The organism is Acrocarpospora phusangensis, assembly GCF_016862995.1.
Taxonomy (GTDB): Bacteria; Actinomycetota; Actinomycetes; order Streptosporangiales; family Streptosporangiaceae; genus Acrocarpospora; species Acrocarpospora phusangensis.
Window position 1 is genome coordinate 1 of record NZ_BOOA01000027.1, and the last position, 25,392, is coordinate 25,392.

Annotated in this window: 18 protein-coding genes; all 18 read left to right on the plus strand. The window is 73.5% G+C overall.

Going from position 1 to position 25,392, the window contains the following annotated elements; all coding sequences use genetic code 11:
- Positions 1–667, plus strand: a 667-nt coding sequence (locus Aph01nite_RS17675) for a non-ribosomal peptide synthetase (RefSeq protein WP_204042007.1), incomplete at its 5' end; no start/stop codon positions are given.
- Between the two features lies 1 nt (position 668).
- On the plus strand, positions 669–1,907 hold the full coding sequence (locus tag Aph01nite_RS17680; protein ID WP_204042008.1) for a cytochrome P450: 1,239 nt from the start codon (positions 669–671) through the stop codon (positions 1,905–1,907).
- A 4-nt stretch (positions 1,908–1,911) separates the two neighbouring features.
- Positions 1,912–3,198: a cytochrome P450 gene (locus Aph01nite_RS17685; protein WP_204042009.1), complete on the plus strand. Its 1,287-nt coding sequence runs from the start codon at positions 1,912–1,914 to the stop codon at positions 3,196–3,198.
- Positions 3,195–3,962: a thioesterase II family protein gene (locus Aph01nite_RS17690; protein ID WP_204042010.1), complete on the plus strand. Its 768-nt coding sequence runs from the start codon at positions 3,195–3,197 to the stop codon at positions 3,960–3,962. The genes Aph01nite_RS17685 and Aph01nite_RS17690 overlap by 4 nt, the downstream gene beginning before the upstream one ends.
- A 68-nt stretch (positions 3,963–4,030) precedes the next feature.
- Positions 4,031–6,292, plus strand: a complete 2,262-nt coding sequence (locus Aph01nite_RS17695) for a non-ribosomal peptide synthetase (RefSeq protein ID WP_204042011.1) — start codon at positions 4,031–4,033, stop codon at positions 6,290–6,292.
- Positions 6,289–7,776, plus strand: a complete 1,488-nt coding sequence (locus tag Aph01nite_RS17700) for an argininosuccinate lyase (protein ID WP_204042012.1) — start codon at positions 6,289–6,291, stop codon at positions 7,774–7,776. The genes Aph01nite_RS17695 and Aph01nite_RS17700 overlap by 4 nt, the downstream gene beginning before the upstream one ends.
- Positions 7,777–7,811: 35 nt before the next feature.
- On the plus strand, positions 7,812–10,097 hold the full coding sequence (locus Aph01nite_RS17705) for a pyridoxal-phosphate dependent enzyme (protein WP_204042013.1): 2,286 nt from the start codon (positions 7,812–7,814) through the stop codon (positions 10,095–10,097).
- Positions 10,094–11,041: a TauD/TfdA family dioxygenase gene (locus Aph01nite_RS17710; protein WP_204042014.1), complete on the plus strand. Its 948-nt coding sequence runs from the start codon at positions 10,094–10,096 to the stop codon at positions 11,039–11,041. The genes Aph01nite_RS17705 and Aph01nite_RS17710 overlap by 4 nt, the downstream gene beginning before the upstream one ends.
- An 18-nt stretch (positions 11,042–11,059) precedes the next feature.
- The gene (locus Aph01nite_RS17715) at positions 11,060–11,833 is read left to right on the plus strand and encodes a thioesterase II family protein (protein ID WP_204042015.1); all 774 of its coding nucleotides are present in this window, start codon (positions 11,060–11,062) and stop codon (positions 11,831–11,833) included.
- The gene (locus tag Aph01nite_RS17720; protein WP_204042016.1) at positions 11,830–13,095 is read left to right on the plus strand and encodes a DegT/DnrJ/EryC1/StrS family aminotransferase; all 1,266 of its coding nucleotides are present in this window, start codon (positions 11,830–11,832) and stop codon (positions 13,093–13,095) included. The genes Aph01nite_RS17715 and Aph01nite_RS17720 overlap by 4 nt, the downstream gene beginning before the upstream one ends.
- On the plus strand, positions 13,092–14,117 hold the full coding sequence (locus tag Aph01nite_RS17725) for an ATP-binding protein (protein ID WP_204042017.1): 1,026 nt from the start codon (positions 13,092–13,094) through the stop codon (positions 14,115–14,117). The genes Aph01nite_RS17720 and Aph01nite_RS17725 overlap by 4 nt, the downstream gene beginning before the upstream one ends.
- A gap of 28 nt (positions 14,118–14,145) precedes the next feature.
- A complete protein-coding gene (locus tag Aph01nite_RS17730; RefSeq protein ID WP_204042018.1) occupies positions 14,146–14,802 on the plus strand; it encodes a class I SAM-dependent methyltransferase in 657 nt (218 codons plus the stop codon).
- Positions 14,799–18,134, plus strand: coding sequence for a condensation domain-containing protein (locus Aph01nite_RS17735; protein WP_204042019.1), 3,336 nt, complete (start codon positions 14,799–14,801; stop codon positions 18,132–18,134). Before Aph01nite_RS17730 ends, Aph01nite_RS17735 begins: the two co-directional genes overlap by 4 nt.
- Positions 18,135–18,207: 73 nt before the next feature.
- Positions 18,208–19,317 carry a zinc-binding dehydrogenase gene (locus tag Aph01nite_RS17740; protein WP_204042020.1) on the plus strand — a complete coding sequence of 370 codons (1,110 nt, stop codon included), beginning with the start codon at positions 18,208–18,210 and terminating at the stop codon, positions 19,315–19,317.
- Positions 19,318–19,334: 17 nt separating this feature from the next.
- Positions 19,335–22,484, plus strand: coding sequence for an AMP-binding protein (locus Aph01nite_RS17745; RefSeq protein ID WP_204042021.1), 3,150 nt, complete (start codon positions 19,335–19,337; stop codon positions 22,482–22,484).
- Entirely contained in the window at positions 22,475–23,656 is a 1,182-nt protein-coding gene (locus Aph01nite_RS17750; protein ID WP_204042022.1) for a cytochrome P450, read from the plus strand. Before Aph01nite_RS17745 ends, Aph01nite_RS17750 begins: the two co-directional genes overlap by 10 nt.
- Complete coding sequence (locus Aph01nite_RS17755; RefSeq protein ID WP_204042023.1) at positions 23,646–23,924, plus strand: acyl carrier protein; 279 nt, start codon at positions 23,646–23,648, stop codon at positions 23,922–23,924. The genes Aph01nite_RS17750 and Aph01nite_RS17755 overlap by 11 nt, the downstream gene beginning before the upstream one ends.
- The gene (locus Aph01nite_RS17760; RefSeq protein ID WP_204042024.1) at positions 23,921–25,360 is read left to right on the plus strand and encodes an amino acid adenylation domain-containing protein; all 1,440 of its coding nucleotides are present in this window, start codon (positions 23,921–23,923) and stop codon (positions 25,358–25,360) included. Before Aph01nite_RS17755 ends, Aph01nite_RS17760 begins: the two co-directional genes overlap by 4 nt.
- Positions 25,361–25,392 lie beyond the last annotated feature (32 nt).

The following is a 25,392-nucleotide window of genomic DNA, read 5'->3' on the forward strand; positions in this document are numbered from 1 at the left end:
CGCGCGCATGTACCGCACCGGCGACCGCGGCAGGCGGCTGCCCGACGGCGAGTTCGAATTCGCCGGCCGCGCCGACCGGCAGGTCAAGGTCCGCGGCTTCCGCGTCGAGCTCGGGGAGCTCGAGTCGGCGCTGGCCGCGCACGCCGACGTGACGGGCGCGGCGGTCCTCGCGGTGGCCGACGACACCGGGGCCAAACGGCTGGCCGCCTATGTCAGCGCCTCGCCGGACAGCCATCTGACCGCCGCCGACCTGCGGGCCTGGGTGGGGGAGCGCCTGCCGGAATACCTGCGCCCCTCCTACTACGTGCTCCTGGACCAGCTGCCGGTCGATCCCAACGGCAAGATCGATCGGCGGGCGCTGCCGCAGCCGTGGGCCTCGCGTGACCAGCTCGACCTGCCGGCGTACGTCCCCCCGCGGACCTCCATGGAGCGCCTGCTGGCCACGGTGCTGGCGGAGACCCTGGGCCTGGACCGGGTCGGCCGCGAGGACGACTTCTTCCAGCTCGGCGGCGACTCGCTGCGCAGCGTGGCCGTCCTGGAGCAGCTGCGGGAGGGCGGCATCGCCGTCACCGCGAGGGAGTTCTTCGCCCATCCGAGGATCGCCGACCTCGCCGCCTTCGTCGATCGTTCCGGCGTGGGCGGCCGCGTCCTGGCGACCGGGCGCTGACGTGGAGATCACCGCGCCCGACCCGCTGCTGCGCCCGAGCCCGGCCGGCGTCGACCTGGCCGACCCCGGCCTCTACCGCGGCGCCTGCCAGCACGCGCTGTGGCGGACCATGCGCGAGCACGCGCCCGTGCACTGGCAGTCCGCCCCGAACGGCACCGGCTTCTGGTCGGTCACCCGCTACGCCGACTGCGACCGGATCCTCCGCGACCACCAGAACTACAGCTCCGTGGACGGCACCATCCTCGCCTCCGTCGGGATCGGCGACCCGGCCGGCGGGCTGACCATCACCCTCATGGACCCGCCCGAGCACACCGCCATCCGCAAGCCCGCGATGCGGCTGCTCGGCGGCTCGGGGGTGCGCAGGAGGCTGGAGCTGATCAGAGCGCGGGTGGACGAGCTGCTGTCCCCGCTGGCCGGCGGGGGCGAACACGACTTCGCCGGTCTCGTACGGCTGCTGCCCATGACGATGTTCGGCGACATGATGGGCGTCCCCAAGCCGCTGTGGCCGCAGATCGCCCACTGGGCCCACGCCAGCATCGCCCCCGAGGATCCGGAGTTCCGGACCGGGAACTCCCCGGCCGAGAGCATGCGCAACGCGCATCACTCCCTGTTCGAGCTGTTCACGGAGGCGCTGCGGCACAGCAGGCGGAACCCCGGCGACGACCTGCTGACCATCCTGTCGGCGATGGAGCCGGCCGGGCAGCCGATGAGCGAGTGGCAGATCCTGCTCAACTGCTACAGCTACATCCTCGGCGCCCACTCGACCACGCCGCACGTGGCCGCGCACACGCTGTCCGTGCTGGCGCGGCGCGAGGACCTCTGGGACGCCGTCGCCGCCGACCGCTCCCTGATCCCGGCGCTGGTCGACGAGGGCGCCCGCTGGACTTCGCCGACGCACCACCTGGTCCGCCGGGCCGACGCCGAGGCGGAGCTCGACGGGGCGACGATCAAGGCGGGTGACTGGGTCTGCGCCTGGGTGGCCTCCGCCAACCGGGACGAGGAGGTCTTCGCCGACCCGTACGCCTTCCGCCTGGACCGCGAGCGCAACCCGCATCTCAGCTTCGGCGTCGGCGCGCACTTCTGCATCGGCACACACCTGTCCAAGGCGGGTCTCACCATGGCCTTCGAGTGGCTCTTCACCCATGTCCGCCGGGTCGAGCCGACCGGCGTACCCACCCATCTCCTGTCCAACTGGATCAACGGGCTGACCCGCATGCCCGTTGCCGTGCATCCCGGATGAGGTCATGCGAAACCTGACTGCCCCGCCGCCGCAGCCGACACCGCTCGAGGAGATCGACCTGTTCGATCCCGAGCGTTTCCGGTCGGGATCGCAGCACGCCGCCTGGCACACCCTGCGGGAGCGAGCACCGGTGTGGCCGGAGACCGGTCCCGACGGCGGGCGCTTCTGGTCGGTGACGCGGTACGCGGACGTGCTGAAGGTCATCAAGGACCACCGCACCTACAGCTCCGAGCACGGAACGATCCTGGCCGTCCTCGGCGGCGACAGCGCGGGCGGGCGGACCATCAACCTGATGGATCCCCCCAAGCACCGCTCGATCCGGGTGCCGACCATGCAACTGCTGGCCACCGGCGCGATGCAGCGGCACGAGGGGAAGGTCCGCGACCGGGTACGCGCGCTGCTGGCCCCGCTGGCCGACGGCGGCGTCCACGACATGGCCGGCCTGCTTCTGCCGCTCCCCATGATCGCCGTCGGCGACGTCATCGGCGTGCCCGAGAGCGACTGGGCGGACGTGGCCCGCTGGACGATGTCCGGGGTCGCGCCCGCCGACCCCGCCTTCGCGCACGGCACCACCGAGGAGACCCTCCAGGCCGCCCACTACGAACTCTTCGCCCTCTTCCACGGACTCATCAGGGAACGGCGGGCGCGGCCCGGGGACGACATGATCTCCATGCTGCTCTCCGTCGAGCACGAGGGACGCAAGCTCAGCCCGGACGACGTGCTGCTCAACTGCTACAGCTTCGTGATGGGGGCCAACACCACCACCCCGCACGTGGCCACGCACCTGGTCGAGGCGTACGCGCGAGATCCCGGGCTGTGGCGGAGGCTGAAGGCGGGGGAGACGAGCACGCGGCACGCCGTCGAGGAGGCGCTGCGCTGGGCGACCCCCACCAACCATCTGCTGCGGCGGGCGAACACGGACGTCGTGATCGCGGACACGCCGATCGCCGCGGGAGAGACCGTGTGCGCCTGGATCGCCTCCGCCAACAGGGACGAGGCCGTCTTCGAGGACCCCTACACCTTCCGCCCCGACCGGCACCCCAACCCGCACCTGGCCTTCGGCAACGGCATCCACTTCTGCAACGGAGCGCCCGCCGCCCGGCTCGCCCTGCCCATCCTCCTGGAGGAGCTGGCGCTGCGCGTCTCCGAGCTGGAGGTGGCGGGGCAGGTCACCCACCTCTACTCCAACTTCATCAACGGCATCACCGGCCTGCCGGTCTCCGTCCGTCCCGCCGGGCGGGCGCCGCAGGTCCTGGCCTCGGTCGGCGAGACCGGGGGAGGGGAGCGATGAGCATCACCGCGACCCCGGGCCGCTGGCTGCTGCGGCCGCCGCCGGACGACGCGCGGCTGCTGCTGTTCGCGCTGCCGTACGCCGGGGTGGGAGCCTCGTCCTACCGGGACTGGCCGTCGGCGATCGGGCCGATCGCCGTCTGCCCCCTGCAGCCGCCGGGCCGGGAGAACCGGCTGCGGGAGCGGCCGCACCGCAACCACGCCGACTTCGCCGCCGACCTCGGGGCGACGATCGCCCGCTACGCCGACCGGCCGTACGCCCTGATCGGGCACTGCGGGGCCGTGCCGTACGCGCTGGCGACCATCTGGAACCTGCACGACAGCGGGGTGCGCCCGCCCGCGCGGCTGATCGCCTCCTCCTGGGGGCCGCCGCAACGCGGCCTGTACGGCCGGCTGAACTTCGTGGACCTGAACGCCTTCGACCCGATGGCGGAGGTCAAGGCGCTGTTCGCGCAGATGGGCCGGGCACGCGTGCCGGACGACCTGGTGGAGCTGGCCGCCGAGACGCTCGTCGTCGACCTGGAGACGCAGCGCGGCTTCCGCTACGCGGACGACCGGCCGCTGCCCTGCCCGGTCACGGTCCTCGGCTGGCGATCCGACGACGTCGTCCCCGACGACCTGGTGCACGACGGCTGGGACGAGGTGGCCGAGGTACGGCATCGCACCCTTCCGGGCCGGCACCTGGACTATCTGCGCTGCCCGGACGTCCTGCGCGCCCTGCTCGCCGAGGAGCTGAGCGCGCCGGCCCACACCGCGAGCGAGTGAGCGATGCCGAGGACCGAACGGACCACGACCGATCCCGTCGGCGTGACCGACCTGGCCGGAGGTACCCCATGACCGTTCTCCCGTCCTGGCGTTCCACAGCCGCCGGAACGCCTGCCGCCCGCCGTACGCTGCCGGCAGGGGTCGCACGCCTCGCCGACGCGCTGGACGTGCCGGTGGAGCAGGTCCTGCTCGCCGCCCACCTGGTCGTCCTGGCGAGGCTGACCGGCCAGCGGACCGTCTGCACCCGCCGGGACGGCCGCTGCCACCGCCTCGACCTGCCCGCGACCTCGTGGCGGGAGCTCATCGGGATCGCGGGCGAACTCACCGGTCAGGATCTCGCCGACTGCGACGCCGCGTTCGGCGGCGTCGCGCGGGCCGGGCTCACGCTGAGCTGGACCCCCGGCACTCTCGAGGTACGGCTGGCGCCGGACCGGTTCGGCGACGACCACGCGGAACGCGTCGCCGGATATCACCTCGCCGCCCTGTCCCACCTCGTCGCCGACCCGGACGCCGCCCACGACGACGCCGACCTGCTCGACGCGGCCGAACGCCACCTGCAGATCCACGACCTGGCCGGTCCGGCGCGCGAACTCCCCGCCAAGGGCGTGGCCGAACTGGTGGCGGAGCAGGCCGCCCTGCACCCCGACCGGCTCGCGGTCCGGGCCCCGAGCGGCTCCTGGACCTACGCCGCGCTCGACACGGCCGCCGCCCACGTGGCCGGCGGCCTGCACCGGGCGGGACTGGCCGCCGAGGACGTCGTGGCCGTCGTCATGCGGCGGGACCTGCCCTGGGCCGCCGCGGTCCTGGGCATCCTGCGCGCGGGCGGCGTCTACCTGCCGATCGACCCCCTCTACCCGCCGGAGCGCATCGCCATGCTGCTGCGGCGCAGCGGCTGCCGGTGGGTGCTGGCCGACGACGGCGTCGCGCCGCTGGAGCAGGCACTGGGCGAGCCCGGGCTGGAGGGTGTGCGCCGGGTCCTGCCCTGTCCTGGCGACGCGCCGCCGGTGCCGGTGGCGGCCGACCGGCTCGCGTACATCTACTTCACGTCGGGTTCCACCGGGCAGCCCAAGGGGGCCATGTGCGAGCACGGCGGCATGATCAACCACCTGCTCGCCAAGATCGAGGATCTGGAGCTCGGGCCTGACGACGTGGTGGTGCAGAACGCGCCGCAGTGCTTCGACATCTCCCTCTGGCAGCTGTGCGCGCCGTTGCTGGTGGGCGGGCGCACCCTGATCATCGGCCCCGACGACCTGGTCGACCTCGGGAAGTTCTGCACGATTCTGCGGGCGGAGGGGGCGAGCGTGCTCCAGGTCGTCCCGAGCTACCTGGACGTCCTGCTCACGGAGGAGTCGGTACGGGACGGCGACTTGGGGATGGTGCGCTGCGTCTCGGTGACGGGCGAGGCCGTGAGCCGGGCGCTCGTCCGCCGGTGGTTCGCGGCCTTCCCCGGGATCCCGCTGGTCAACGCGTACGGGGCGACGGAATCGTCCGACGACGCCACGCACGCGATCCTGCGTACGGTGCCGCCGAATGAGCTGGTGCCGGTCGGCCGCCCGGTGCCGAACGTCGCCGTCTCCGTACTCGACGAGCGGCGGCGCCTGGTTCCGCTCGGCACGCCGGGCGAGATCGTCTTCTCCGGTGTCTGCGTCGGCCGCGGGTACGTCAACGACCCGGAACGCACCCGCGAGTCGTTCGTCCCCGACCCGCTGCGGCCGGGGCAGGCCATGTACCGGACCGGCGACATCGGGCGCTGGACGCCCGGCGGAGTGCTGGAGTACCTCGGCAGGCGCGATCAGCAGGTGAAGATCCGCGGCATGCGGGTCGAGGTGGGCGAGGTCGAGAACCGCCTCCTGGCCGTGCCCGGCGTGAACTCCGGTGTCGTGCTGGTCCGCGACGATCCGTCCGGTGTCACCCTGCTGGCCTTCTACACCGGCGAGGAACTCGCGCCCGACCGGGTACGCGACACGCTCGGCGCCGTCCTGCCCGCGCACATGGTCCCGGCCCACTGCCTGCGGGTGGCCGACCTGCCGCTCACGGAGAACGGGAAGGTGGACCGCCGGGCCCTGTTCGCACTGGCGGACCGGTCCCTGACCGGCGTACGGCAGGCCCCCGCGACCAGCACCGAACGGCTGATCGCGAAAGCGTGGGCGGAGGTGCTGGGCCGGTCCGCCGACCAGGTGAGCACCGACGAGGACTTCTTCGCGGTCGGCGGCAACTCCCTGGCGGCCGTGCGCCTGGTGGTCAGGCTGGACGGGCTGGTGTCGCTGGTGGACATCACGGAGCGGCCGGTCCTGGCGGATCTGGCCGCCGTCGCCGAGGGGGAGCGTTGACGTCATCACTGACCGGACGGCTCACGGGCGGGCCCGCCAGGTTGCTGCAGGAGGAGGCCCTCGCGCCGCAGTTCGCCTACGACCGGCGCCACCTGCTCACGGGGTACGTGCGGGCGGAGAAGGCGCTCCTGGCCGAGTACCTCCGGATGGGCGTGCTCGACGCCGACGGCGCCACGACGCTGGCGCGGGCGCTCGACGCCGTACGGCCGGAGGACCTCGACGCCGACCCGGACGCCAACCTGTCGGACTTCGCCTTCGCCCTGGAAGGCGTGGTGCAGGCGGCGGCCGATGACGTCCCCGCGGCCTGGCACGTCGACCGCAGCCGCAACGACCTGCAGGCCACCGCCCAGCTGATGTTCGCCAGGCGGCTGCTGCTGGACTGCGCGGGAGCGTGTCTCGCCTTCGGCCGTACCGTGCTGGGGGCCGCCGCGCCGCTGACGGACGTGCCGATGCCCGGCTACACCCACCTGCAGGCCGCCCAGGTGATCAGTCCCGGGTTCTACCTGGCGGCGCTGGCCGGTGAGACGCTGGACGCGACGCGCCGCATGGTCGCCGCCTACCACGACATCGACCGCTGCCCGCTCGGCGCGGGCGCCATGGCCGGGCAGGAGCTGGACTGGGACCGCGGGCGCCTGGCGGCGCTGCTGGGCTTCGCCGCGCCGGTGCCGCACGCGCTGACCGCGGTCGCCGGGCGCGGCTGGCATCTCGCGCTCGCCGGCGAGTGGGCCGCCCTGGCCGTGACGCTGAGCCGGTTCACCACCGACCTGATGGCGTGGGCCGGCGAGGCCTACGGCTTCCTCGCCCTGCCCGACGAACTGGCCGCGATCTCCTCGGCGATGCCGCAGAAGAAGAACTACCCCATCTTCGAACGGGTCCGCGGCCGCCTCGGCCACGTGGCGGCGCTGGCCACGGACGTGTTCACGGGACAGCGCAACACCCCCTACGCCAACTCCGTCGAGGTCGGCAAGGAGGCGGGGGCGAACCTGCTCGCCATGGCCGACCACCTCCGCTCCGCGCTGCGCCTGCTGGGCGCGGCCATCGACGCCGCCGAGTGGCGGCACGACCGCATGTGGTCGGCCCTCGGCCCCACCTACATCGGCGGTTTCGCCCTGGCCAACGCGCTCTGCCTGCGGGAGGCGCTGCCCTGGCGGGCGGCGCAGGTCGTGGCGGGGAGGTACGTCCGCGCGGCCATGGAACGCGGCCTGCCCCCCGACCGCCCCGACGTCCCGCTGCTCCGGGAACTGGCCGCGGGCGAAGGCCACCGCCTCACCGATCCGGCCGCGGCGCTGGCGGCCCTCGCGCCCGAGACGGCGTTGAGCCGGTGGCGCGGGCTGGGCAGCGCGCATCCACGGCGGGTGGACGACCTGCTCACCGCCCAGGGCGGCGCCTTCGACGGTGTCGAACTCGACCTGGCACGCCTGCGCCAGGCCGACGCGCGGGCCCGTACGGAACTGGACGGGCTGTTCGGGATCGGCGGCGGATGAACGCCGTCTCATGTGCTGCATCCGGGAGGCGCTGAGTGCGACACGACGACGTGGTGGATGCGATCGGCCACACGCCGCTCGTCCGGCTGAGGCTGCCCGCCGGCCAGGCGGAGCTGTACGCGAAGCTGGAACTGCAGAACCTCTACGCGATGAAGGACCGGGTGGCCAGGCAGATGCTGCGGTCCGCCCGGGCGGCGGGCCTGCTGCGCCCCGGCGCGCCCATCATCGAGAGCTCCTCCGGCAGCATGGCGCTGGGCCTGGCCCTGGTCGGGCGCGCCCTCGGCCACCCCGTGCACATCGTCACCGATCCCCGGATCGACCCCCTCACCATGGCCAAGCTGAAGGCGCTCGGCTGCGCCGTGTACGTGGTCGACAAGATGGGCGCGCACGGCTGGCAGGGCGCGCGGCTGGACCTGCTGGCCGAGCTGCTGGCCACCATGCCCGACGCCTTCTGGCTCCGGCAGTACACCAACCCGGACAACCCCAGCGCGTACGCGGGCCTGGCGGAGGAACTCCTGGCGGATCTGGGACGGGTCGACGTGCTCGTCGGCTCGGTGGGCACCGGAGGTTCCCTGTGCGGCGCGGCCAGGACACTCAGGCTCACCCAGCCGCAGCCGGTGCGCGTGGTGGCGGTGGACAGCGTGGGCAGCGTGCTGTTCGACCAGCCGGACCGGCCCGGGCGGCTGCAGAGCGGCCTGGGCAACAGCCTGCGGTCGGCGAACGTGGACCGGGCGGTCATCGACGAGATCCACTGGCTGAACGACCGCGAGGCGTTCGAGGCGACCATGGAGCTCGCCACCGAGCAGCAGCTCTTCGCCGGCAACACCTCGGGCTCGGTGTACCGGGTGGCCCGGTACCTGGCGGGGCAGGCGCCCGCCGGGACCCGGATCGTGGCCGTCCTGCCCGACCGGGGTGACCGGTACGTCCACACCATCTTCGACGAGGCCTACCTTCGCGAGCGCGGAGTGACGGCGCAGCCCCGCGCGACGGCCCCGAGCCTCGTTCCCTACGGGGAGCCGGTCCGCGGCTGGTCGTTCGCCCGGCTCAGCGCGGGTGACGGCGGCGCCCGGATGGTGTTCGTGGAGTCGAACACCACGGGCACCGGCATGCGCGCCCTGGTACGCGCCCGCGAGCAGGGCCTGGTCCCGGTGCTGGTGACCGAGGACCCGTCGCGTTACCGGGGGCTGGCGGAGACCGGGGCGCAGGTCGTGCGGGCCGACACCGCGGACGCGGCGGCCCTCGCGACCGCCGTCGGCGCGCAGACGCCGCTCGCCGGGATCACCACCACCAGCGACTTCTACACCATCGCCGCCACGCGGCTGGCGTCGGCGGCGGGCTTCCCCGCCAACCCGCCCCAGGCGGTCGCCCGGTGCCGGGACAAGTCGCGGACCCGGCGCGCCCTGACGCGAGCGGGGCTGGCCCAGCCGCTCTTCGCGGTGGTCGAGCGGATCGGCGACGTGGCCGGCGCGCTGGAGTCGGTCGGGCTGCCGTGCGTGGTCAAGCCGGCCGAGGGCTCCGCCTCCGAGGGCGTCCGGCTCTGCGAGACCCCGGCCGAAGCGAGCGACCACGCCGCGCTCCTGCTCCGGCGTACGCACAACGTGCGCGGGCAGCCGATCCGGCCGCGCGTCCTGATCGAGCAACTGCTCGCCGGAGCGGAGTTCAGCGTGGAGACCATGGGGCTGGGCGACGACGTCGTCTGCCTGGGGATCACGGCCAAGCGCCTGGGCCCGCCGCCGTGGTTCGTCGAGACCGGGCACCACTTCCCGGCCCCGCTTCCCGCCGCCACCAGGGCCATCCTGGTGGATCTCACCACGCGCACGCTCAAGGCGCTCGGCCTCACCCTGGGACCCGCCCACACGGAGGTACGGCTGACCGCGGACGGGCCGGTGGTGGTCGAGGTCAACCCGCGCCTCGCCGGCGGCCTCATCCCCGAGCTGGTACGGCGGGCCACCGGCGTCGACCTCCTGGCCCAGCAGATCGCGCAGGCCTGCGGCCGCGTCCCCGACCTCGTCCCCACGCTGAACCGGCACGCCGGCATCCGCTTCATCCTCGCGCCCCGGACGGGACGGCTGCGGGACGCCTCCGGGATCGACGTCGCCAGGCGCGTACCCGGAGTGGTGAACGTGCACTTCTCCGGCGAGCCGGGCGCGCCGGTCGCGCCCGCGCGCGACGGATACGGACGGCTGGGACACATCATGGCCGAGGGCGACGACGAGACGGCGGTGACGGACGCGCTCGACGCGGCGACGGCCGCCGTGAGCCTCCTGATCGACTCTCCTGGACGAGACCTGGCGCGGGTCGGACCGGCGGATCCGGCATGAGCGCCCCGGAGCGGTGGAGCACGCCCCCGGAAGCCGCGCGCGGGACAGCGCAGGCGGCGGCGTGGCTGGGCCGGCGCGCCGGCGAACTCGACACCGCGCTGGCGAAGAGCGGCGCCGTGCTCGTCCGCGGCATGCCGCTGCGCACGCCCGCCGATCTCACGCCGGTGCTGGCGGCGCTGGGGAGCGAGCCGTCGCGGCCGGGGGAGTGGTTCGTCCCGCGCGAGGAGCTGGCCGATCGTGTCTACGGTCCGCTGCCCTGGCCGGACGAGCGTGTCCTCTGCCCGCATCCCGAGGCCGCCTACGCCCTCAGGCCGCCCGCGCGGCTGGTCGTGGCCTGCCTGCGCGCGCCCGGCGCGGACGGCGACGCGGTGCTGGCCGACGGCCGCGCCGTCCTCGCCACCCTGCCGGACGACCTGGTCGCGCACGCCGAACGCACCGGCTGGACGCTGGTACGGAACTTCCGCACCTACGTCGGCGTGCCGTGGACCGCCGCGTTCGCCACGAAGGAACGCGAGCGGGTCGAGTCCCACTGCGCCGCGGAAGCGGTGACGTGCGAGTGGACGCGGGGCGACAGCCTGCGGACCACGCGCCGCAGGCCGGCGGTGGTCCGGCACCCGGAGACCGGCGATCCGGTCTGGTTCAACCAGCTCGGCTTCCTCAGCAGATGGGCGCTGCTGCCGGACGAGCGCGCGGTGCTGGAGGCCGCCTACGGCACGGCGGGCCTGCCGGCCGACACCGCCTTCGGCGACGGGAGACCGCTGACGGCGGAGGAGCACGCCGTCATCGAGTCCGCCTACGACCGGGTGGAGCACCGCTTCAGCTGGCGGGCCGGCGACGTGCTGGTGCTGGACAACCTCCTCATGGCGTACGGGCGGCGGCCCCAGCGGGAGGGCGGCTCGTTCGCCGTCGCGATGCTGGGCCGGCTGGCTCTGGAAATGGTCTAATTCAAGGCAGGGTGGCACATGTCATCACTTTCGGTTCTTGAGCCGGTCCGGCTGCTGGCACCCGGCTCGACCTCGGCGATGCGGCTGGTGTGCTTTCCGTACGCCGGAGGAGGACTGTCGGTCTACCGGGCGCTGCGGCCGTCGGCCGGCGTCGAGGTTCTCGGCGTGCAACTGCCCGGCCGGGAGGACCGCTACCACGAGAGTCCCTTCCAGCGGATGAGCGAGCTCGTGGACTGGCTCTGCGCGATCCTGCCCCCGTACCTCGACCGGCCCACCGCCTTCTTCGGGCACAGCATGGGCGCCCGCGTGGCCCTCGCGCTGACCCGCAGGCTGAGCGCGGACGGCGGCCCCTCGCCGCGCGCGCTCTTCGTGTCCGGCAGCCCCGGCCCCTGCCTCAACACCACGGTCGGCGGCTGGAACGAACCGGATGACGGCCTGATCAGCTGGTTGCGCCGGATGGACGGAACCCCGCGGGAGATCCTCGAACGGCCGGAGATCCTCAACGCGCTGCTGCCCACCCTGCGCGCCGACCTCACCGTGGTGGCCACGCACCCGTACCACGACGGCGAGCCCCTGAGCATCCCGATCCACGCCTTCGCGGGCGAGGACGACGACTACGCCGGGCCCGACCGCATGGCCTACTGGCGACGGGAGACCACCGGCCGGTTCCAGCTCTCGCCGCTGCCGGGCGGGCACTTCTTCCTGACCTCCCAGCTGCCGGCGATCCTCACCGCCCTCGACCGCGACCTGACCGACCTCACCGGGGAACTGAGCAGGGAGACGACCCGATGACCACCATGGCACCCTCCACGGCACCCTCCACCGCGACCGACGGCGCAACCACCGTGCGGCAGCGGGCGTGGCCCCGCTACGACGAGGAGTCGCTGGCCCGCGTGGCGGAGCTCGCGCGCGCCGGCCGTACGTTCGACTACCACCACGGGCCCGAGCTCGCCGAGATCGAGGAGCTGTTCACCCGGGCGCACGACGGCCGGTACGCCGTGGCCCTGAACTCCGGCACCAGCGCCCTGCTCGCCGCCTACCACGCGCTCGGCGTGGGGCCGGGCGACGAGGTGCTGGTCCCCGCGCTGACCTTCCTCGCCACCGCCTCGCCGCTGTTCCTGCTGGGCGCCGTCCCCGTCCTGTGCGACGCGGGTACGCCCCAGGGCAACGTGAGCGCCGACACGCTCAGGGAGCGCGTCACCCCCAGGACCAAGGCCATCGCCGTCACGCACCTCTTCGGCCACCCGGCGCCGATGGCCGAGATCGCCGCGCTGGCCCGGGAGCACGGCCTGCCCCTCATCGAGGACTGCTCCCACGCGCACGGCTCCACGCTGGACGGCCGTTCCGTCGGCACCTTCGGCGACCTCGCCGTCTACAGCATCGGCGGCCTGAAGCTCGTCTCGGGCGGCATGGGAGGCGTCCTGCTCGCCCGGGACGCCCGGCACCACGACCTCGCCTGCCTGCTCAGCTCCTTCCAGCAGCGCAGCGCGGAGACCGTCATCGATCCCCGGTTACGCGGGCTCGCCGACGTCGGGCTCGGGGGCAATCTCCGGATAACGCCCATCGCGGCGGTGCTCGCGGCCAGCCACGCCCGCCGCCTGCCGGAACTGGTCGCCGCCAAGCAGCGCAATGCCAGGGCCCTGCTGAGCCGGCTGACCGTCCACCCCGGGGTGGAAGAGCTGCCCGTCGCGGCGGGGGCGACGACGGGCGGGTGGTACGACGTGGTGTTCGCCGTGGACGAGGACAGCGCGGGATTCACCAGAGACGATCTGATCGCGGCGTTGCAGGCTCACGGTCTGCCCGCCGGGGTGCCGCGCAGCGCTCCGCTCCACCTGGCCTCGGTCTTCCGCGGCGAGGCGTCCCCCGACGTCCTGCGTACGCCCCTGGGCTACCGGCCGGGTGACCTGCCGGTCAGCGAGTCCCTGCACCGCCAGTGGGTCAGCCTGCTCGGGCCGCAGCTCAACGCGCCGGAGCCGCTCGTCCTGGACGGCTACCTGGCCGCCGCGGACGCCGCCCTGGCCGGCCTCACGACCTCGCGGGGGGCGCGGCGGTGAGCGGCTTCATCCACCTGGTGGGGCCGGGGAGCGTCATGAGCTGGATGCCCTACTTCCGGGCCGCCGGCGACGACGATCCCGTGGTTCCGCTCGGCCCGGTCGATCCGGTCGATCCGCGCCGGCTGGAACAGCTCTGCGCGGGTCGCGTCGCGGTCTTCGTCTCCGACCACGACACCCTTCTGCGCGACCGGGCCCTGGCCGACCGCCTCGAGACGGCCGGGCACCGGGTGCTGTGCCAGTCGCACCGGGCGGTGCTGCTCGGCATGGACAAGCTGGTGATGAAGGAGTTCCTGCGGGCCGAGGGCTTCCCGACCCTGCCGTGGTGGCACGCGCGCGAGCGGGCCGACGGGGAGGGCCTGGACGGAGCCGTCGTCGTCAAGGCCAGGCACGGCACGCAGAGCCAGGGGATCCGGCTGCTCGGGCCGGGCGGTCCGCCCGTGACCGCGCGGGAGTTCTGCGAGCCGTACCGCGACGGGATCGAGTACTCCATGATCGCCTACCGCGACGCCGAGCGCCTGGTGATCTTCCCGCCCGTGTGGAAGGGGCCGACCGGCCGGGATCTCGTCCCGCCGTGGCGCCGGTTGCGCCGCTGCCCCCTCCCGGAGCCCGACCCCGTCCTGTCCGAGCTGCTGTACGAGCTCACGGCCGGCATCGCCGTCCGGGCCGAGATCACCGGCTATGTGGAGATCGAATACCTGGTGCCCGAGGACGGCGGCCCGCTGGTCCTGGAGCTCAACCCGCGGCTGTCCGGCACGATGCGGCTGGCCGCGATGGCCACCGGTGTCCCCGTCTTCTCGCCGCACACCCTCCAGAAAGGCCACGGCCGCCCTCCCGCCGTACGGCTGGCGGCCGAGATCCCCCACGACGGGCCCGCCTGGTCCGACCCGGAGGCGGGCGTCTTCGCGACCAGCCGGCTGACGGTCGCGGCCGACGACCCGGCCGCGCTGCTGGCGAAGCTGCGCCTGCACAGCCCCGACTCCCGCTGGCTGGCGGCCGCCGCGTTCGCCGGCCAGGCCGCGTGACCCCGCGGACCTAGACAGAGGAAGTGACATGACCATCCAGCAGAATCGTCAGGTCGACGGCGGATGCGAGGCCGTGTACGCGGCCTCCGGTTGCGTCTGGGGCGTGGAGCCGGAACCGCTCCTGGAAGCGCTCACCGCCCGCTACCCCGTGGACGGCCGGCGCGTGTACGACGCCGGCTGCGGCGAGGGCCGCAACGCCGTACACCTGGCCAGGCAGGGAGCCCACGTGACGGCGGTGGACGTGTCGGCCAGGGCGCTGCGCAACGCGGCCGAGACCTGGCCCGGCGAGCCGCGCGTGGAATGGCGGCAGGCGGACGTCCTCACCACCCCGCCGGAACGTGCCGCCTACGACGTCGTCCTCTGCGACAGCGTGATCCACTGGCTCGTCAGCCACGCCGAGGCCAGGCAGCTCGTACGCGTCCTCCAGGACGCCACCCGGCCGGGCGGCGCGCACCTGCTCTGCTCGTTCAACGACCGCGCCCAGGACCTGTCCGGCCACGACAACCCGCCCCGGCTGCTGCTCGGGCACGACCGGCTCCTCGAGCTGTACCAGGGCTGGGAAATCTGGGAGGTGCGCGACGAGGACATCTCCTCCTCGCACGAGGGAGCCTGGACGCCGCACCGGCACTCGGTGACCAAGTTCCTGGCCCGGGCCCCGCTCGCCGCTGACGGCGGGACGCCATGACCCACCTGCCGCTGTCGCGGGAGCAACAGCAGGTCTGGTTCGTGGAGCGGCTGGCTCCGGACAGCGGTCAGTACAACGAGCTGATCGTGCTCGAACTCGGCGGTCCGCTGGAACCCCACCGGTTGCGGGCGGCGCTGGCGGCGGTACTGGATCGGCACGCCACGTTGCGCTCCACGTTCCACGACGTGGCGGGCAGGCCGGTGGTGCGGCTGCTGCCGGACGTGCGGCTGGACCTGAGCCAGCCGGTCGATCTCACCCGGCTTCCCGGGCCGGACCAGGAGCAGGCCGTAGCGCGGCTGGCCGCCGAGTTCGCCGACCAGCCGTACCGGCTCGAACAGGGTCCCCTGATCAGGGCCGCGCTCCTGCGCCTGGACCGGGAACGGCACGCGCTCCTGCTCGGCCTGCACCATCTGATCGCCGACGGCTGGTCGGCCGGCATCCTGGTCCGCGAGCTGGACGAGCTCTACCGCGACCCGGGCGCGCCGGGCGCGGCGCCGCCGTACGGCTACCTGGACCACGCCCGTGCCCAGCAGGAGCGGGGGGAGCCGGCGGACCACCTCGCGTACTGGAAGGAACAGCTGGCGGGGGTCGAGCCCGTGCTGGACCTGGTCGGCCCGCGCCTGCGGCCCGTCGAGCGCAGCGGGCGCGGCGAGCGGCTGCGCTTCGACCTCGATCCGGAGCTGATCGCCGGGATGGACCGGCTGATCGCCCAGGAGACCACCACCCGGGCCGCCATCCTGCTGGCGGCCCTCGGCGTGGTCCTGCACCGCTACACGGGCCGCCGGGACCTGGTGATCGGCTCGGCGTCGGAGGCCAGGCCGCGCGAGGAGCTCGAGAACGTCATCGGGTTCTTCGCCACGCTGCTCCCGCTGCGCCTCCGCCTCGACCCCGACATGTCCTTCCGCGCCCTCGTGGAGGTCGTCACCGAGCTGAACTTCGACGCGCTCGACCACCAGGACGTGTCCTTCCCGAGGCTCGTCGACCTCGTCGGCCAGGGACGCGACGCCAGCTGCCCGCCGCTGCTCCAGGTGGTGTTCACGCACGCGACCGAGCTGCCCGGCCCGCAGCGGATCGGGCCCATGGCCGTACGGCAGCGGGAGGTGCCCCGCGGCCGGGCCAGGTTCGACCTGCTGATCGAGGCCAGGACCGGCAGCGGCACCGGGCACCTCTGGCTGGAGTGCGACGCCGAGCTCCTCGACGCCGCGTGGGCGGAGCGTTTCGTGGGGCACCTGCGCAACGCGCTGACGGCGGCGCTCGCCAATCCGGACCGCGCGCTGGCCGAGCTGCCGCTGCTCGGCCCGGCCGAACGTCGCCGGGCGCTGGGCGAACGGCCGCCGCCCGGAGCGCCGGCGCTCGCGCACGACGTCGTCCTCACCGACGGCGCCCTGCTCTCCCCGACCGGCGTGGTGGGGGAGGTGCACCAGATCTACCCGCAGCTGTGCGCGATCGTCGGCGACCGGGTCACGTCCCGGGGGGACGGGCTGGCCCCCCTTCCGACCGGGCGGCTCGGCCGGTGGGAGGGCGACACCCTGGTCACGCTCGGACCGCCCGACCGGCTGCCGCTCGTGCAGGGCGTGCGCGTGCCGCTGGACACGATCGAGGCCACCCTGCTGGTGCATCCCGCGATCAGGGAGGCCCGGGTCCGCCTGGTCGACGGGCGGCTGCGCGCGGAGGTCCTTCCCGCCCGTCCCGACGTCGAGCCGGCCGGGCTCCTGGCGTACCTGCGCGACCGGCTGCCCCGCCACGCCCTTCCGCAGCTGATCGGGTTGGCCGCGCCGCCGGCTCCGCAGGACGTGCAGGACACCCTGCTGGAGTTGTGGCGGGCCGCTCTCGGCCGGCCCGAGCTCACCTGCGACGACGACTTCTTCGCCGCCGGCGGTCACTCCCTGCTGGCCGTCGAGCTGCTCGACGCGATCGCCGACCGCCTGGGCGTGCGGCTGCCGGTCCGGCGGCTGTTCGAATGCCCGACCGTGGCCGAACTGGCCGGGCTCGTCGATCTGGAACGCGTACGGCCCGTGCCGGAGCCCGTCCCGGCCACGCCGTCCGGCGGATCGCCACTGACGGTGGCGCAAGCCGACATCTGGGTGGTGCAACGGCTCGCGCCACGTCAGCCGGTGTACAACGTGCCGCTGGTCATCGACATCGAAGGCGAACTGGACGAGACGGCCCTGGCGACGGCGTTCGCCCGGGTCGTGGCCAGGCACGAAGCGCTGCGCAGCCTGTACACCATGGATGACCACCATGTCGTGCAACTGCCCACCGCGCCCCCGGCGTGCCTGGAGACGGTGGACCTGCGGTCCCTGCCTCCGGCCGCCGCGACGGCCGAGGCCGACCGGAGGGAGCGGGCCGCCGCGCGGCAGCCGTTCGACCTGGCCAGGCAGCCGCCGCTGCGCGCGAGCCTGCTGTGCCTCCCCGGCGGATACCGGCTCATGCTGACCGCGCACCACGTGGCGGTCGACGGACTCGCGCTCGCGGTCGTCTGCCGCGACCTGTCCTCGGCGTACGCCGCCGCCCGCGCGGGCGTCAGCCCCGCCCTGCCCGCCGGTCCGCTCACGTGGGGCCAGTACGCGGCGTGGGAGCCGGGCTGGCTGGACCGGGAGGAACCGCGGCTCACGGACTTCTGGCGCAGACGCCTCTCGGGTGTGCCCGAACTGGCGCTTCCCACCGACCTGCCGAGGCCGTCCCGGCTGACCTTCGACGGCAGCCATCTGGAGATGGCCGGGGGCGACGCCGGCGCGCTCGCCGCCTTCGCCCGCGCCACCGGCACCACACCGTTCATGGTCACCACGGCGGCCGTCGCCGCGCTCCTGAGCCGGCGCGCCGGTCAGGAGGTGGTGCCGCTCGCGGTCCCCTCGGAGAACCGGCACCTGCCGGCCGCCAGGGACCTGGTCGGATGCACCACCGGCATGCTGGTCCTGCCCGTCCGGTGCGACCCCGACCTCGGCTTCACCGGCCTGGTACGGCAGGTGCGGGACCTGACCCTCGACGCGCACGACCACCAGGGGCTCCCCGTGCCGAAGATGATCCAGGCCGCCGGCAGCGGGCGGCACGGCAACAAGATGGCCCTCTTCCAGGTCTCCAGCGACTGGCAGGACGCCCCGCCGCTGGAGCTGGCCGGATGCCGCGTCGACTGGCGCTACGTCTCGACCGGTACGGCCCGCAACGACCTGTTCTTCTCCGCCTTCCGGCGGGGCGACGGGCTGTGGTGGAGCCTGGAGTACAACACCAACCTGTGGCGCGAGGACAGCGCCAGGAAGATGCTCGCCGAGGTCACGCAGATCCTCGCCGACGGCGTCGCGCACCCGGACCGGCCGATCCGGCACGGGCACTGAACCCAGCTATGGCAACTTTTGTTGTGATGACTTATAACTATAGTTGCAAGCCGTCCTGCGAAAGGAAGCTCGTATGAACGGCCTGACCTCCACCCGGGCCGCCGTCCTGGCGACGTTCGGCGAGTCGGTGGGGATCCGCGAATTCCCGGTCCCGCCGCCGGACGAGGGGCAGATCGTGGTCGCCGTCCGTTACGGCGGGGTCTGCGGCACCGACGTGCACCTGAGAGCGGGCTTCCTGCGGGTTCCGCTCCCGCTCGTGCTGGGGCACGAAGGCGTCGGAACGGTTGTGACCTGCGGGAACGGGGCCGGCGAGGACTACTTCGGTAGCCCGCTGCGCCCTGGCGACCAGGTGATGTGGTCATCGTCCATCTCCTGCGGGCGCTGCGTCGCGTGCGGCCGGCGGGAGCCGACCCTGTGCCTGCGGCGCAGCACGTACGGGGTGACGCTCGGGCTGGCGGACCATCCCGGGCTGTCGGGCTCGTGGGCCGGGCACATGGTGCTGCGCGCGGGCACGACCGTGGTGAAGCTGCCGGACGCCGTCCCGCCACTCGCCGCCGCGTCGCTGGCCTGCGCGGGACCGACCATGGTCCACGCGCTCCACGACCGCCGTCCCGTACGGCCCGGCGACGTGGTCGTCGTGCAGGGCAGCGGACCTGTCGGCCTGGCCGCGGCCGCCCTGTCCCACCTGGCGGGCGCCGCCCAGGTGATCCTCGTCGGCGGCCCCGCGGAACGGCTGGACCTCGCGGCGCGCTCCGGCTTCGGCGACCACCACCTCGACGTCGAAGGACCGGACGGCCCGGAGCCCGCGCTCGCCGCCGTCATGGACCTCACCGGCGGCAAGGGGGCCGATCTCGTCATCGAGTGCACGGGCTCGCCGCCCGCCGTGGCGCAGGGCCTGCGGATGGCGGCCAGAGGCGGCGCCTATCTGGTGGTGGGCCAGTACACCGACAGGGGAGACACGGAAGTGAACCCTCATCTGATCGTCTACAAGCAGCTGGACGTGCTGGGCTCGTGGGGCTTCACCGGCGCCCACCTGGCCGAGTACGTAAACCTCCTGCCGGCGCTGACGCGCCGATTCGATCTCGAAAAGCTGGTCGTCACCTATCCGCTGGAGGCCGCCGACCAGGCACTCGACGACGTCGAGGCGGGCGCGGTCATGAAGGCCGTCCTGGTCGCCGGTTGAGAGGGGCCAGAAGCCCGATGCGTCCCAGCGCCCGCTATCCGCACGGTGAGCTCATCCACAAGATGTTCCGCCACCAGGCCCGTGTCAGGCCCGACGCCGTCGCCCTGATCGAGGGCGAGAGGCGGTTCAGCTACGCGCACCTCGACCGGGCCTCGGACGTCCTCTGCCGGCGGCTGCAGGACAGGGGAGTGGCCCCCGGGGATCTCGTCCCCGTGCTCATGCCGCGCTCGGCCGGCCTCGTCGCCGCCCTCCTCGGACTGCTCAAGTGCGGCGCCGCCTACGCGGCCCTGGACACCGGGTGGCCGGCCGGGCAGGTACGGGCACTCGTCCACCGGCTCCGCCCGCCGCTGGTCGTCACGGACGCGGCGGCCGACTGGGGCGTGCCCGCCTGGCGGCCCGAACCCGTCGAACTCGCCGCGGCCGGACCGGAGACGCCCCTGCCCGTACGGGTCGACGGCGCCTGCCCGGCCACGGTCTTCTTCACCTCCGGCACCACGGGACCGCCGAAAGGCGTCGTCACCCCGCACCGCGCGACGGCACGCCTGACCGGGGACCCGCTCGTGCGCGGCGGGCCGGGATCGGTGATGCCCCAGGCCGCGCCGGTCCCGTGGGACGGCTACAGCCTGGAACTGTGGACGACCCTGCTGAGCGGCGGCGCCTCCGTCGTGGTGACGGCTCCCTATCTGCTGCCGCAGGAGCTGAGGCATCTCGTCGCCCGGCACGGGGTGAACCGGGTGTGGCTCACCGCCTCGCTGTTCAACCTCTTCGTGGAGGAGGACTGCGACGCCTTCGCGGGGCTGCGTCAGGTCATGACCGGAGGGGAGCGGCTGTCGCCGGCCCATGTCGAGTCGTTCCTGACCGTTCACCCCTCCATCCGCCTGGTCAACGGGTACGGGCCGGTCGAGAGCACGGTGTTCACCACGGCGCATGCCGTACGACGGGAGGACTGTCGCCTGCCGGGTGGGATCCCGATCGGCCGCCCCGTGGCGGGCACGGAGGTCCACATCCTGGACGGCGATCGGGTGTGCGGGCCGGACGAAACAGGCGAGATCTGCGTCGGGGGCGACGGGCTGGCCATCGGGTACCTGGACGAGGACCGTCTCACCGCCGAGAGGTTCAGGATGATCGAGGTCGGCGGCGGCGCGCGGCGGCTGTACCGCTCCGGCGACCTCGGACGTCGTTCGCCCGACGGAGATTTCCACTTCGAAGGACGCCGCGACCGGCAGATCAAGCTGCGCGGGCACCGGATCGAACTCGCCGCCGTCGAGGCCGCCACGGACGCGATCGCCGGAGTGACCCGATGCGTCGCCGTCGTCGACACCGACCGATGGGGCAGCGCCCGCGCCGTCGTCCTGTTCTACACCTCCGACACGGCCCTGGCGGCTGAGACGCTCCGGCGGCAACTGGAGGAGGCGTTACCCGGTTATGCGCTCCCCGACGCCGTACACCGCGTCGAGTCCTTCCCGCTGACCCCCAACGGCAAGATCGAACAGACCGCCCTGCTCGATCAGGTACGGCTAGGCGACGATGCGCCCGCTGCCACCGACACGCATCCCGACGAGCTGATCGAACAGACCACCCCGCTCGATCAGCTGCGGCCGCGCGACGATGCGTCCGCCGCCTCTCCCGACGAGCTGACCGCGGCCGTCGCCAGGGTCTTCGCCGAAGTCACGGGGCTGACCCGGATACCCGGCGACGCCTCCCTGTTCGAACTCGGCGGCACGTCCCTGGACGCCGGGCGGATCTGCGGACGGCTGCGCCGCCGATTGGGACGTCCCATACCCGTCTCCCGCCTGATGGGGAACCCGACCGTGAACGGCCTGGCCGCCTGGCTCAGGAGCGCGGAGGACGCCGCCCGCGCAGTGCCGTCGCCGGGAGACGACGGCGGGGTTCCGTTGCGCGGGATGCAGGCGGCCTTCTGCGCGATGCGGCAGTTCTTCCCCGACGATCTGTCCTCCCTGTGCCTGCTGACGTGGGAGGTGACAGGGCCACTCGACGCCGACGCCCTGGAGGCCGCCCTCGGGGACCTCATCGGCAGGCATGAAGCCCTCCGCTCGGCGTACGTCGCCGAGCCGACACCCGCGGCCGTGGTGCTCGATCCGCCCAGGCCTACGGCGGGCCTGCCGGAGCGGCTGGGTCACGGGGGGAAGCAGAGTCTGATCCGGGCGCTCGCCAGGCCGCTGGCCATCGAGAAGGGAGAGGTCGTGCGTGCGGCGGTCGTCGGCGCGGGCGACGTCCATCTGCTGGGGATCGCCGTCCACCACGTGGCCGTCGACGGCTTCTCCGAGCACCTGCTGGCCGATGACCTGTCCAGGAGCTACGCGGCGCGCGCACGCGGACGCGCCCCCGTCTTCGACCTGCCCGCCCCCGGGCTGGCGGCTGCCGCCGCCGAGTGGGGTGAGGCCGAGGCGCACAGCTCCCTGGCCGCCCAGCGCGCCTTCTGGCGAGACCGGCTGGAAGGGCTCCCGCCCCTGCGGTATCCGCCCGCCGCGTCACGGGACGGACGCGCCGATCCTCGTGCCGCGGTTGGCCGGACGTGGCGGACATGCGAAACCGGCGTCGCCTTCCACTTGACGGCACCCGAGTACGGCGCATGGGAGCGCTTGGCCGCCCGGCAGGGAACCACCGGGTTCGTCGTCATGATGGCCGCCTTCGCGCGCGCCCTCGCCCAGGTCACCCAGCAGGACGCCTTCGGCCTGGGCACGGCCGTGACCAAGCGGAACGCGGAGTCGGCGGCGCACGCCGTCGGCTGCCTGATCGACACGGTGTGCGTACCCGTACGATCGGCCCTCGGCCCATGGCCCGCTTTCGTGGAGTCCATGGCCGAATCGATCATGAGCTGCCTGGCCAACCAGGACGTCCCGTTCATGGAGGTCGTCGCCCTGTCCGTACGGCGGCGCGACGACCGTAGCCCGCTCTACCAGGCGATGTTCGCGCTGCACGACGACCCGGTCCCGGAACTGCGCCTGCCCGGCTGCGTGACCCGGTTCGACCGGCCCGCCGGTCCGCGGGCGGTCGCGGAGATCGTCGCCGAGGTGTGGCCGCTGCCGGGTGGGGGCGCCCGAGTGGAGATCGGCCACCAGCCGGAGCGGGTCGCCGCCGCGCTCGTCAGGGAGCTCGCCGACACCTACCGGGAGACTCTGCGGCAGGGGCGACCGTGGGCGTGAGGCCCTCCTTCTGGGAGGATCCGTACCCCACCTACCAGGCCATCGCGTCCGGCTCGCCGGTCGTCCGGGACGAGGGCATGGGCGTCTGGATCGTCACCGGCAGGCGGGAGGCGACCGCGATCCTGCGCTCGCCGCACGTCTCCTCCCGGTGGGACCTCCTCCACCGTACGGAGCAGGCGGACGTCCTGCGGCGGATGCTGGGCGGCTGGTTCATGCTGATGGATCCGCCCGATCACACCCGGTTGCGGCGGGCCGTCCAGGGCTGGTTCACCCGGCGGCGCATCGAGGTGCTCCGCGCCGACCTGCGGCGGGACGCGGATGAGCTGCTCCGCGGGACGTCCGGCGACCGGGTGGACGTCATGGGCGGCTTCGCCGAGCCCCTGGCGCAGCGGATGATCTCCAGGGTCCTGGGCATCCCGCTGGAGCACGGCGTCAGGGCGGCCCGCCTGATGCCGCCCATCGCCGGGTTCCTGGCCATGCCGCACAGCCGCCGGTTCGAGGCCGCCGCGGCGGAAGCGGCCGAGGAGCTGAACCGGCTGTTCCGCGGCTGCGCCGACGCGCTCACGCCGGACGGCCTGCTCGCCGCACTGGCCGCCGAGCGAGGCCCCGACGCGCTCTTCGCGGACACGGCCATCCTGCTGGTGTTCGCCGGCCAGGAGACGACCGCGGGCCTCATCGGAGCAGGTCTGCTGCACCTGCTCCGCGATCGGGCGGCCTGGGGGAAGCTGCTCCGGCACGAGGTGACGGTGGAGAAGGCCGTCGAGGAGATCCTGCGGTTCGACACCTCGGTGCCGCAGGTGCCGCGGATCGCGACGGCGGACGTGGCGGCCGGCGGCGAACTCATCAGGGCGGGAGACCGGATCGTGGTCATCCTCGGCGCGGCCAACCGGGACCCCCGGGTCACGGCCGACCCCGACCTGCTCGACCTGTCCCGCGCGCCGTCGCATCTGGCCTTCGGCACCGGCATCCACCACTGCCTCGGCGCCCCGATCGCGCGGATGACGGCGCAGGTGGCGATCTCGGCCTGGCTGTCGTCGCTGCCCCGGGCGCGCGTCGTGAACGGCAGCGTGCGCTGGTCGGCCGACCGGGGTTACCGCAAGCTGGCACGGGCCTGTGTGCTGCGAACACCCGAACACGATCACCCTCCGGAGGGTCCTGCCCATGAGCCGTGAAGAGACCATCGGCCACCTGCTCGACGACCGGCTGCACGCGGTGTCGGTCGTCTTCGGACGGATACTCGGCGAAGGCGTCACCATCGATCCGGAGAGCGACTTCTTCCTGCTGGGAGGGCACTCGCTGCTCGTCATCGAGGCGATCGCCGAACTTCGCGACCGGTACGGCCTCCAGGTCCCGGCCAGGCAGTTCCTCCAGGACGCCCGAGTGTCGGCCGTGGCCGAGGCGTGCACGAGGCTGGATCACACCGCCGGTGACCGGCGATGATCCCCGCCTCGGCCCCTGTGCTGTTCCTGCGCCGGGCGAGGGAGCGTCCCGAGGCCGTCGCGGTCTCCGAGGCGGACGGCCGCCGGACCTCGTACGCGGAACTGCTCGCACTCGCGTCGGGCGCTGCGGGCCTGCTCCGCGATCACGGGGTCCCCGCCGGCTCCGTCGTCGGCATCCGAAGCGCGCCCTGCGCCGCCGTTCTCGCCGCGCAGCTCGGCATCTGGCTCCACGGCGGCGTACCCCTGCTCATCGACCCCGCGCAGCCGCTCGCCCGCGCCGAGACGATGATCGCGGACGCCGGACCGGCCGCCCTGTTCACCGCCGAACCCTCGGGGCTCGGGGGCGTCCTCGAGATCGACCTCTCCCGGCTCTCCCCGCGAGGCGACAGCCGCCGATTCCGGGGTACGCGTCCCGATGCGCCCGCCTACCTGCTCTACACCTCCGGCTCCACGGGCAGGCCCAAGGGCGTACTGGTCGGGCACGCCTCCTTCGCCCGGCTCATCGACTGGCACATCCGGACCTATGCGGTGGCCCCCGGAGACACCGCCTCGTCGGTGGCCGCTCCGTCGTTCGACGCCTTCCAGTGGGAGACGTGGCCGTACCTGTGCGCCGGCGCGCGGGTCTGCTTCGCGCCGCCCGAACTGCGGTACGCCCCCTGGGAACTCGGCTCCTGGTTCTCGGCGGAGAAGGTGGATCTGGCCTTTCTGCCCACTCCGCTCGCCGAGGCGTACGTCCGTCGCGGCTCCTCGTACGACCAGCTCAGGTGCCTGCTGACCGGCGGTGACCGGCTCCGCCTGGCCGACGGGCACCCCTTGCGGCGTCTCGTGAACCACTACGGCCCCACGGAGGGCACCGTTCTGGCGACATTTCATGACGTCCAGCCTGCGGAGTCCGGTGCCATCCCGATCGGCCGGCCGATCCCCTCCGCCACGACGCTGGTCCTGGACGAGGACGACAGGCGTACGCCACCGGGGGAGCCGGGGGAGCTGGTTCTCGGGGGCGACTGCCTTGCGCTCGGCTACTGGCGGGAGGAGAACGCGCGATCGCCCTTCACCTCGCTGCGGGGTCGCCCCGGCCGCTGGTACCGGACCGGCGACCTGGTCAGGCGGGACAGCACGGGCGTGCTGCATTTCCTCGCACGGCTGGACCGCCAGCTCAAGGTGCGCGGCATGCGGGTGGAACCGGGGGAGATCGAGGCCGTACTCCGAAGTCACCCGCTCCTCGACGACGCGGTCGTGACCGCCGACCCGGCGGCCGGCCGGCTCCTCGCCTTCCTGGTGACACGGGAACCCGCCGTGGACGAGAACGCGGTACGCGCCTTCGCGGCCGGCCGGTTGCCCCGCGAGATGGTGCCCGCGGTCTTCCACCTGGTCCCGGAGCTGCCGCTGACCGCCCACGGGAAGGTCGACCTGGCCGCTCTCCACGAGCCGGTGTGAGCGGCATGCGCGTCGGCGTCCTCATCCTCCCG

Bases quoted from the DNA above. Each gene is read 5' to 3' on its own strand.
- Aph01nite_RS17685 (WP_204042009.1), top strand. From the start codon at position 1,912: ATGCGAAACCTGACTGCCCCGCCGCCGCAGCCGACACCGCTCGAGGAG.
- Aph01nite_RS17690 (WP_204042010.1), top strand. From the start codon at position 3,195: ATGAGCATCACCGCGACCCCGGGCCGCTGGCTGCTGCGGCCGCCGCCG.
- Aph01nite_RS17695 (WP_204042011.1), top strand. From the start codon at position 4,031: ATGACCGTTCTCCCGTCCTGGCGTTCCACAGCCGCCGGAACGCCTGCC.
- Aph01nite_RS17710 (WP_204042014.1), top strand. From the start codon at position 10,094: ATGAGCGCCCCGGAGCGGTGGAGCACGCCCCCGGAAGCCGCGCGCGGG.
- Aph01nite_RS17715 (WP_204042015.1), top strand. From the start codon at position 11,060: ATGTCATCACTTTCGGTTCTTGAGCCGGTCCGGCTGCTGGCACCCGGC.
- Aph01nite_RS17720 (WP_204042016.1), top strand. From the start codon at position 11,830: ATGACCACCATGGCACCCTCCACGGCACCCTCCACCGCGACCGACGGC.
- Aph01nite_RS17730 (WP_204042018.1), top strand. From the start codon at position 14,146: ATGACCATCCAGCAGAATCGTCAGGTCGACGGCGGATGCGAGGCCGTG.
- Aph01nite_RS17735 (WP_204042019.1), top strand. From the start codon at position 14,799: ATGACCCACCTGCCGCTGTCGCGGGAGCAACAGCAGGTCTGGTTCGTG.
- Aph01nite_RS17740 (WP_204042020.1), top strand. From the start codon at position 18,208: ATGAACGGCCTGACCTCCACCCGGGCCGCCGTCCTGGCGACGTTCGGC.
- Aph01nite_RS17745 (WP_204042021.1), top strand. From the start codon at position 19,335: ATGCGTCCCAGCGCCCGCTATCCGCACGGTGAGCTCATCCACAAGATG.
- Aph01nite_RS17755 (WP_204042023.1), top strand. From the start codon at position 23,646: ATGAGCCGTGAAGAGACCATCGGCCACCTGCTCGACGACCGGCTGCAC.
- Aph01nite_RS17760 (WP_204042024.1), top strand. From the start codon at position 23,921: ATGATCCCCGCCTCGGCCCCTGTGCTGTTCCTGCGCCGGGCGAGGGAG.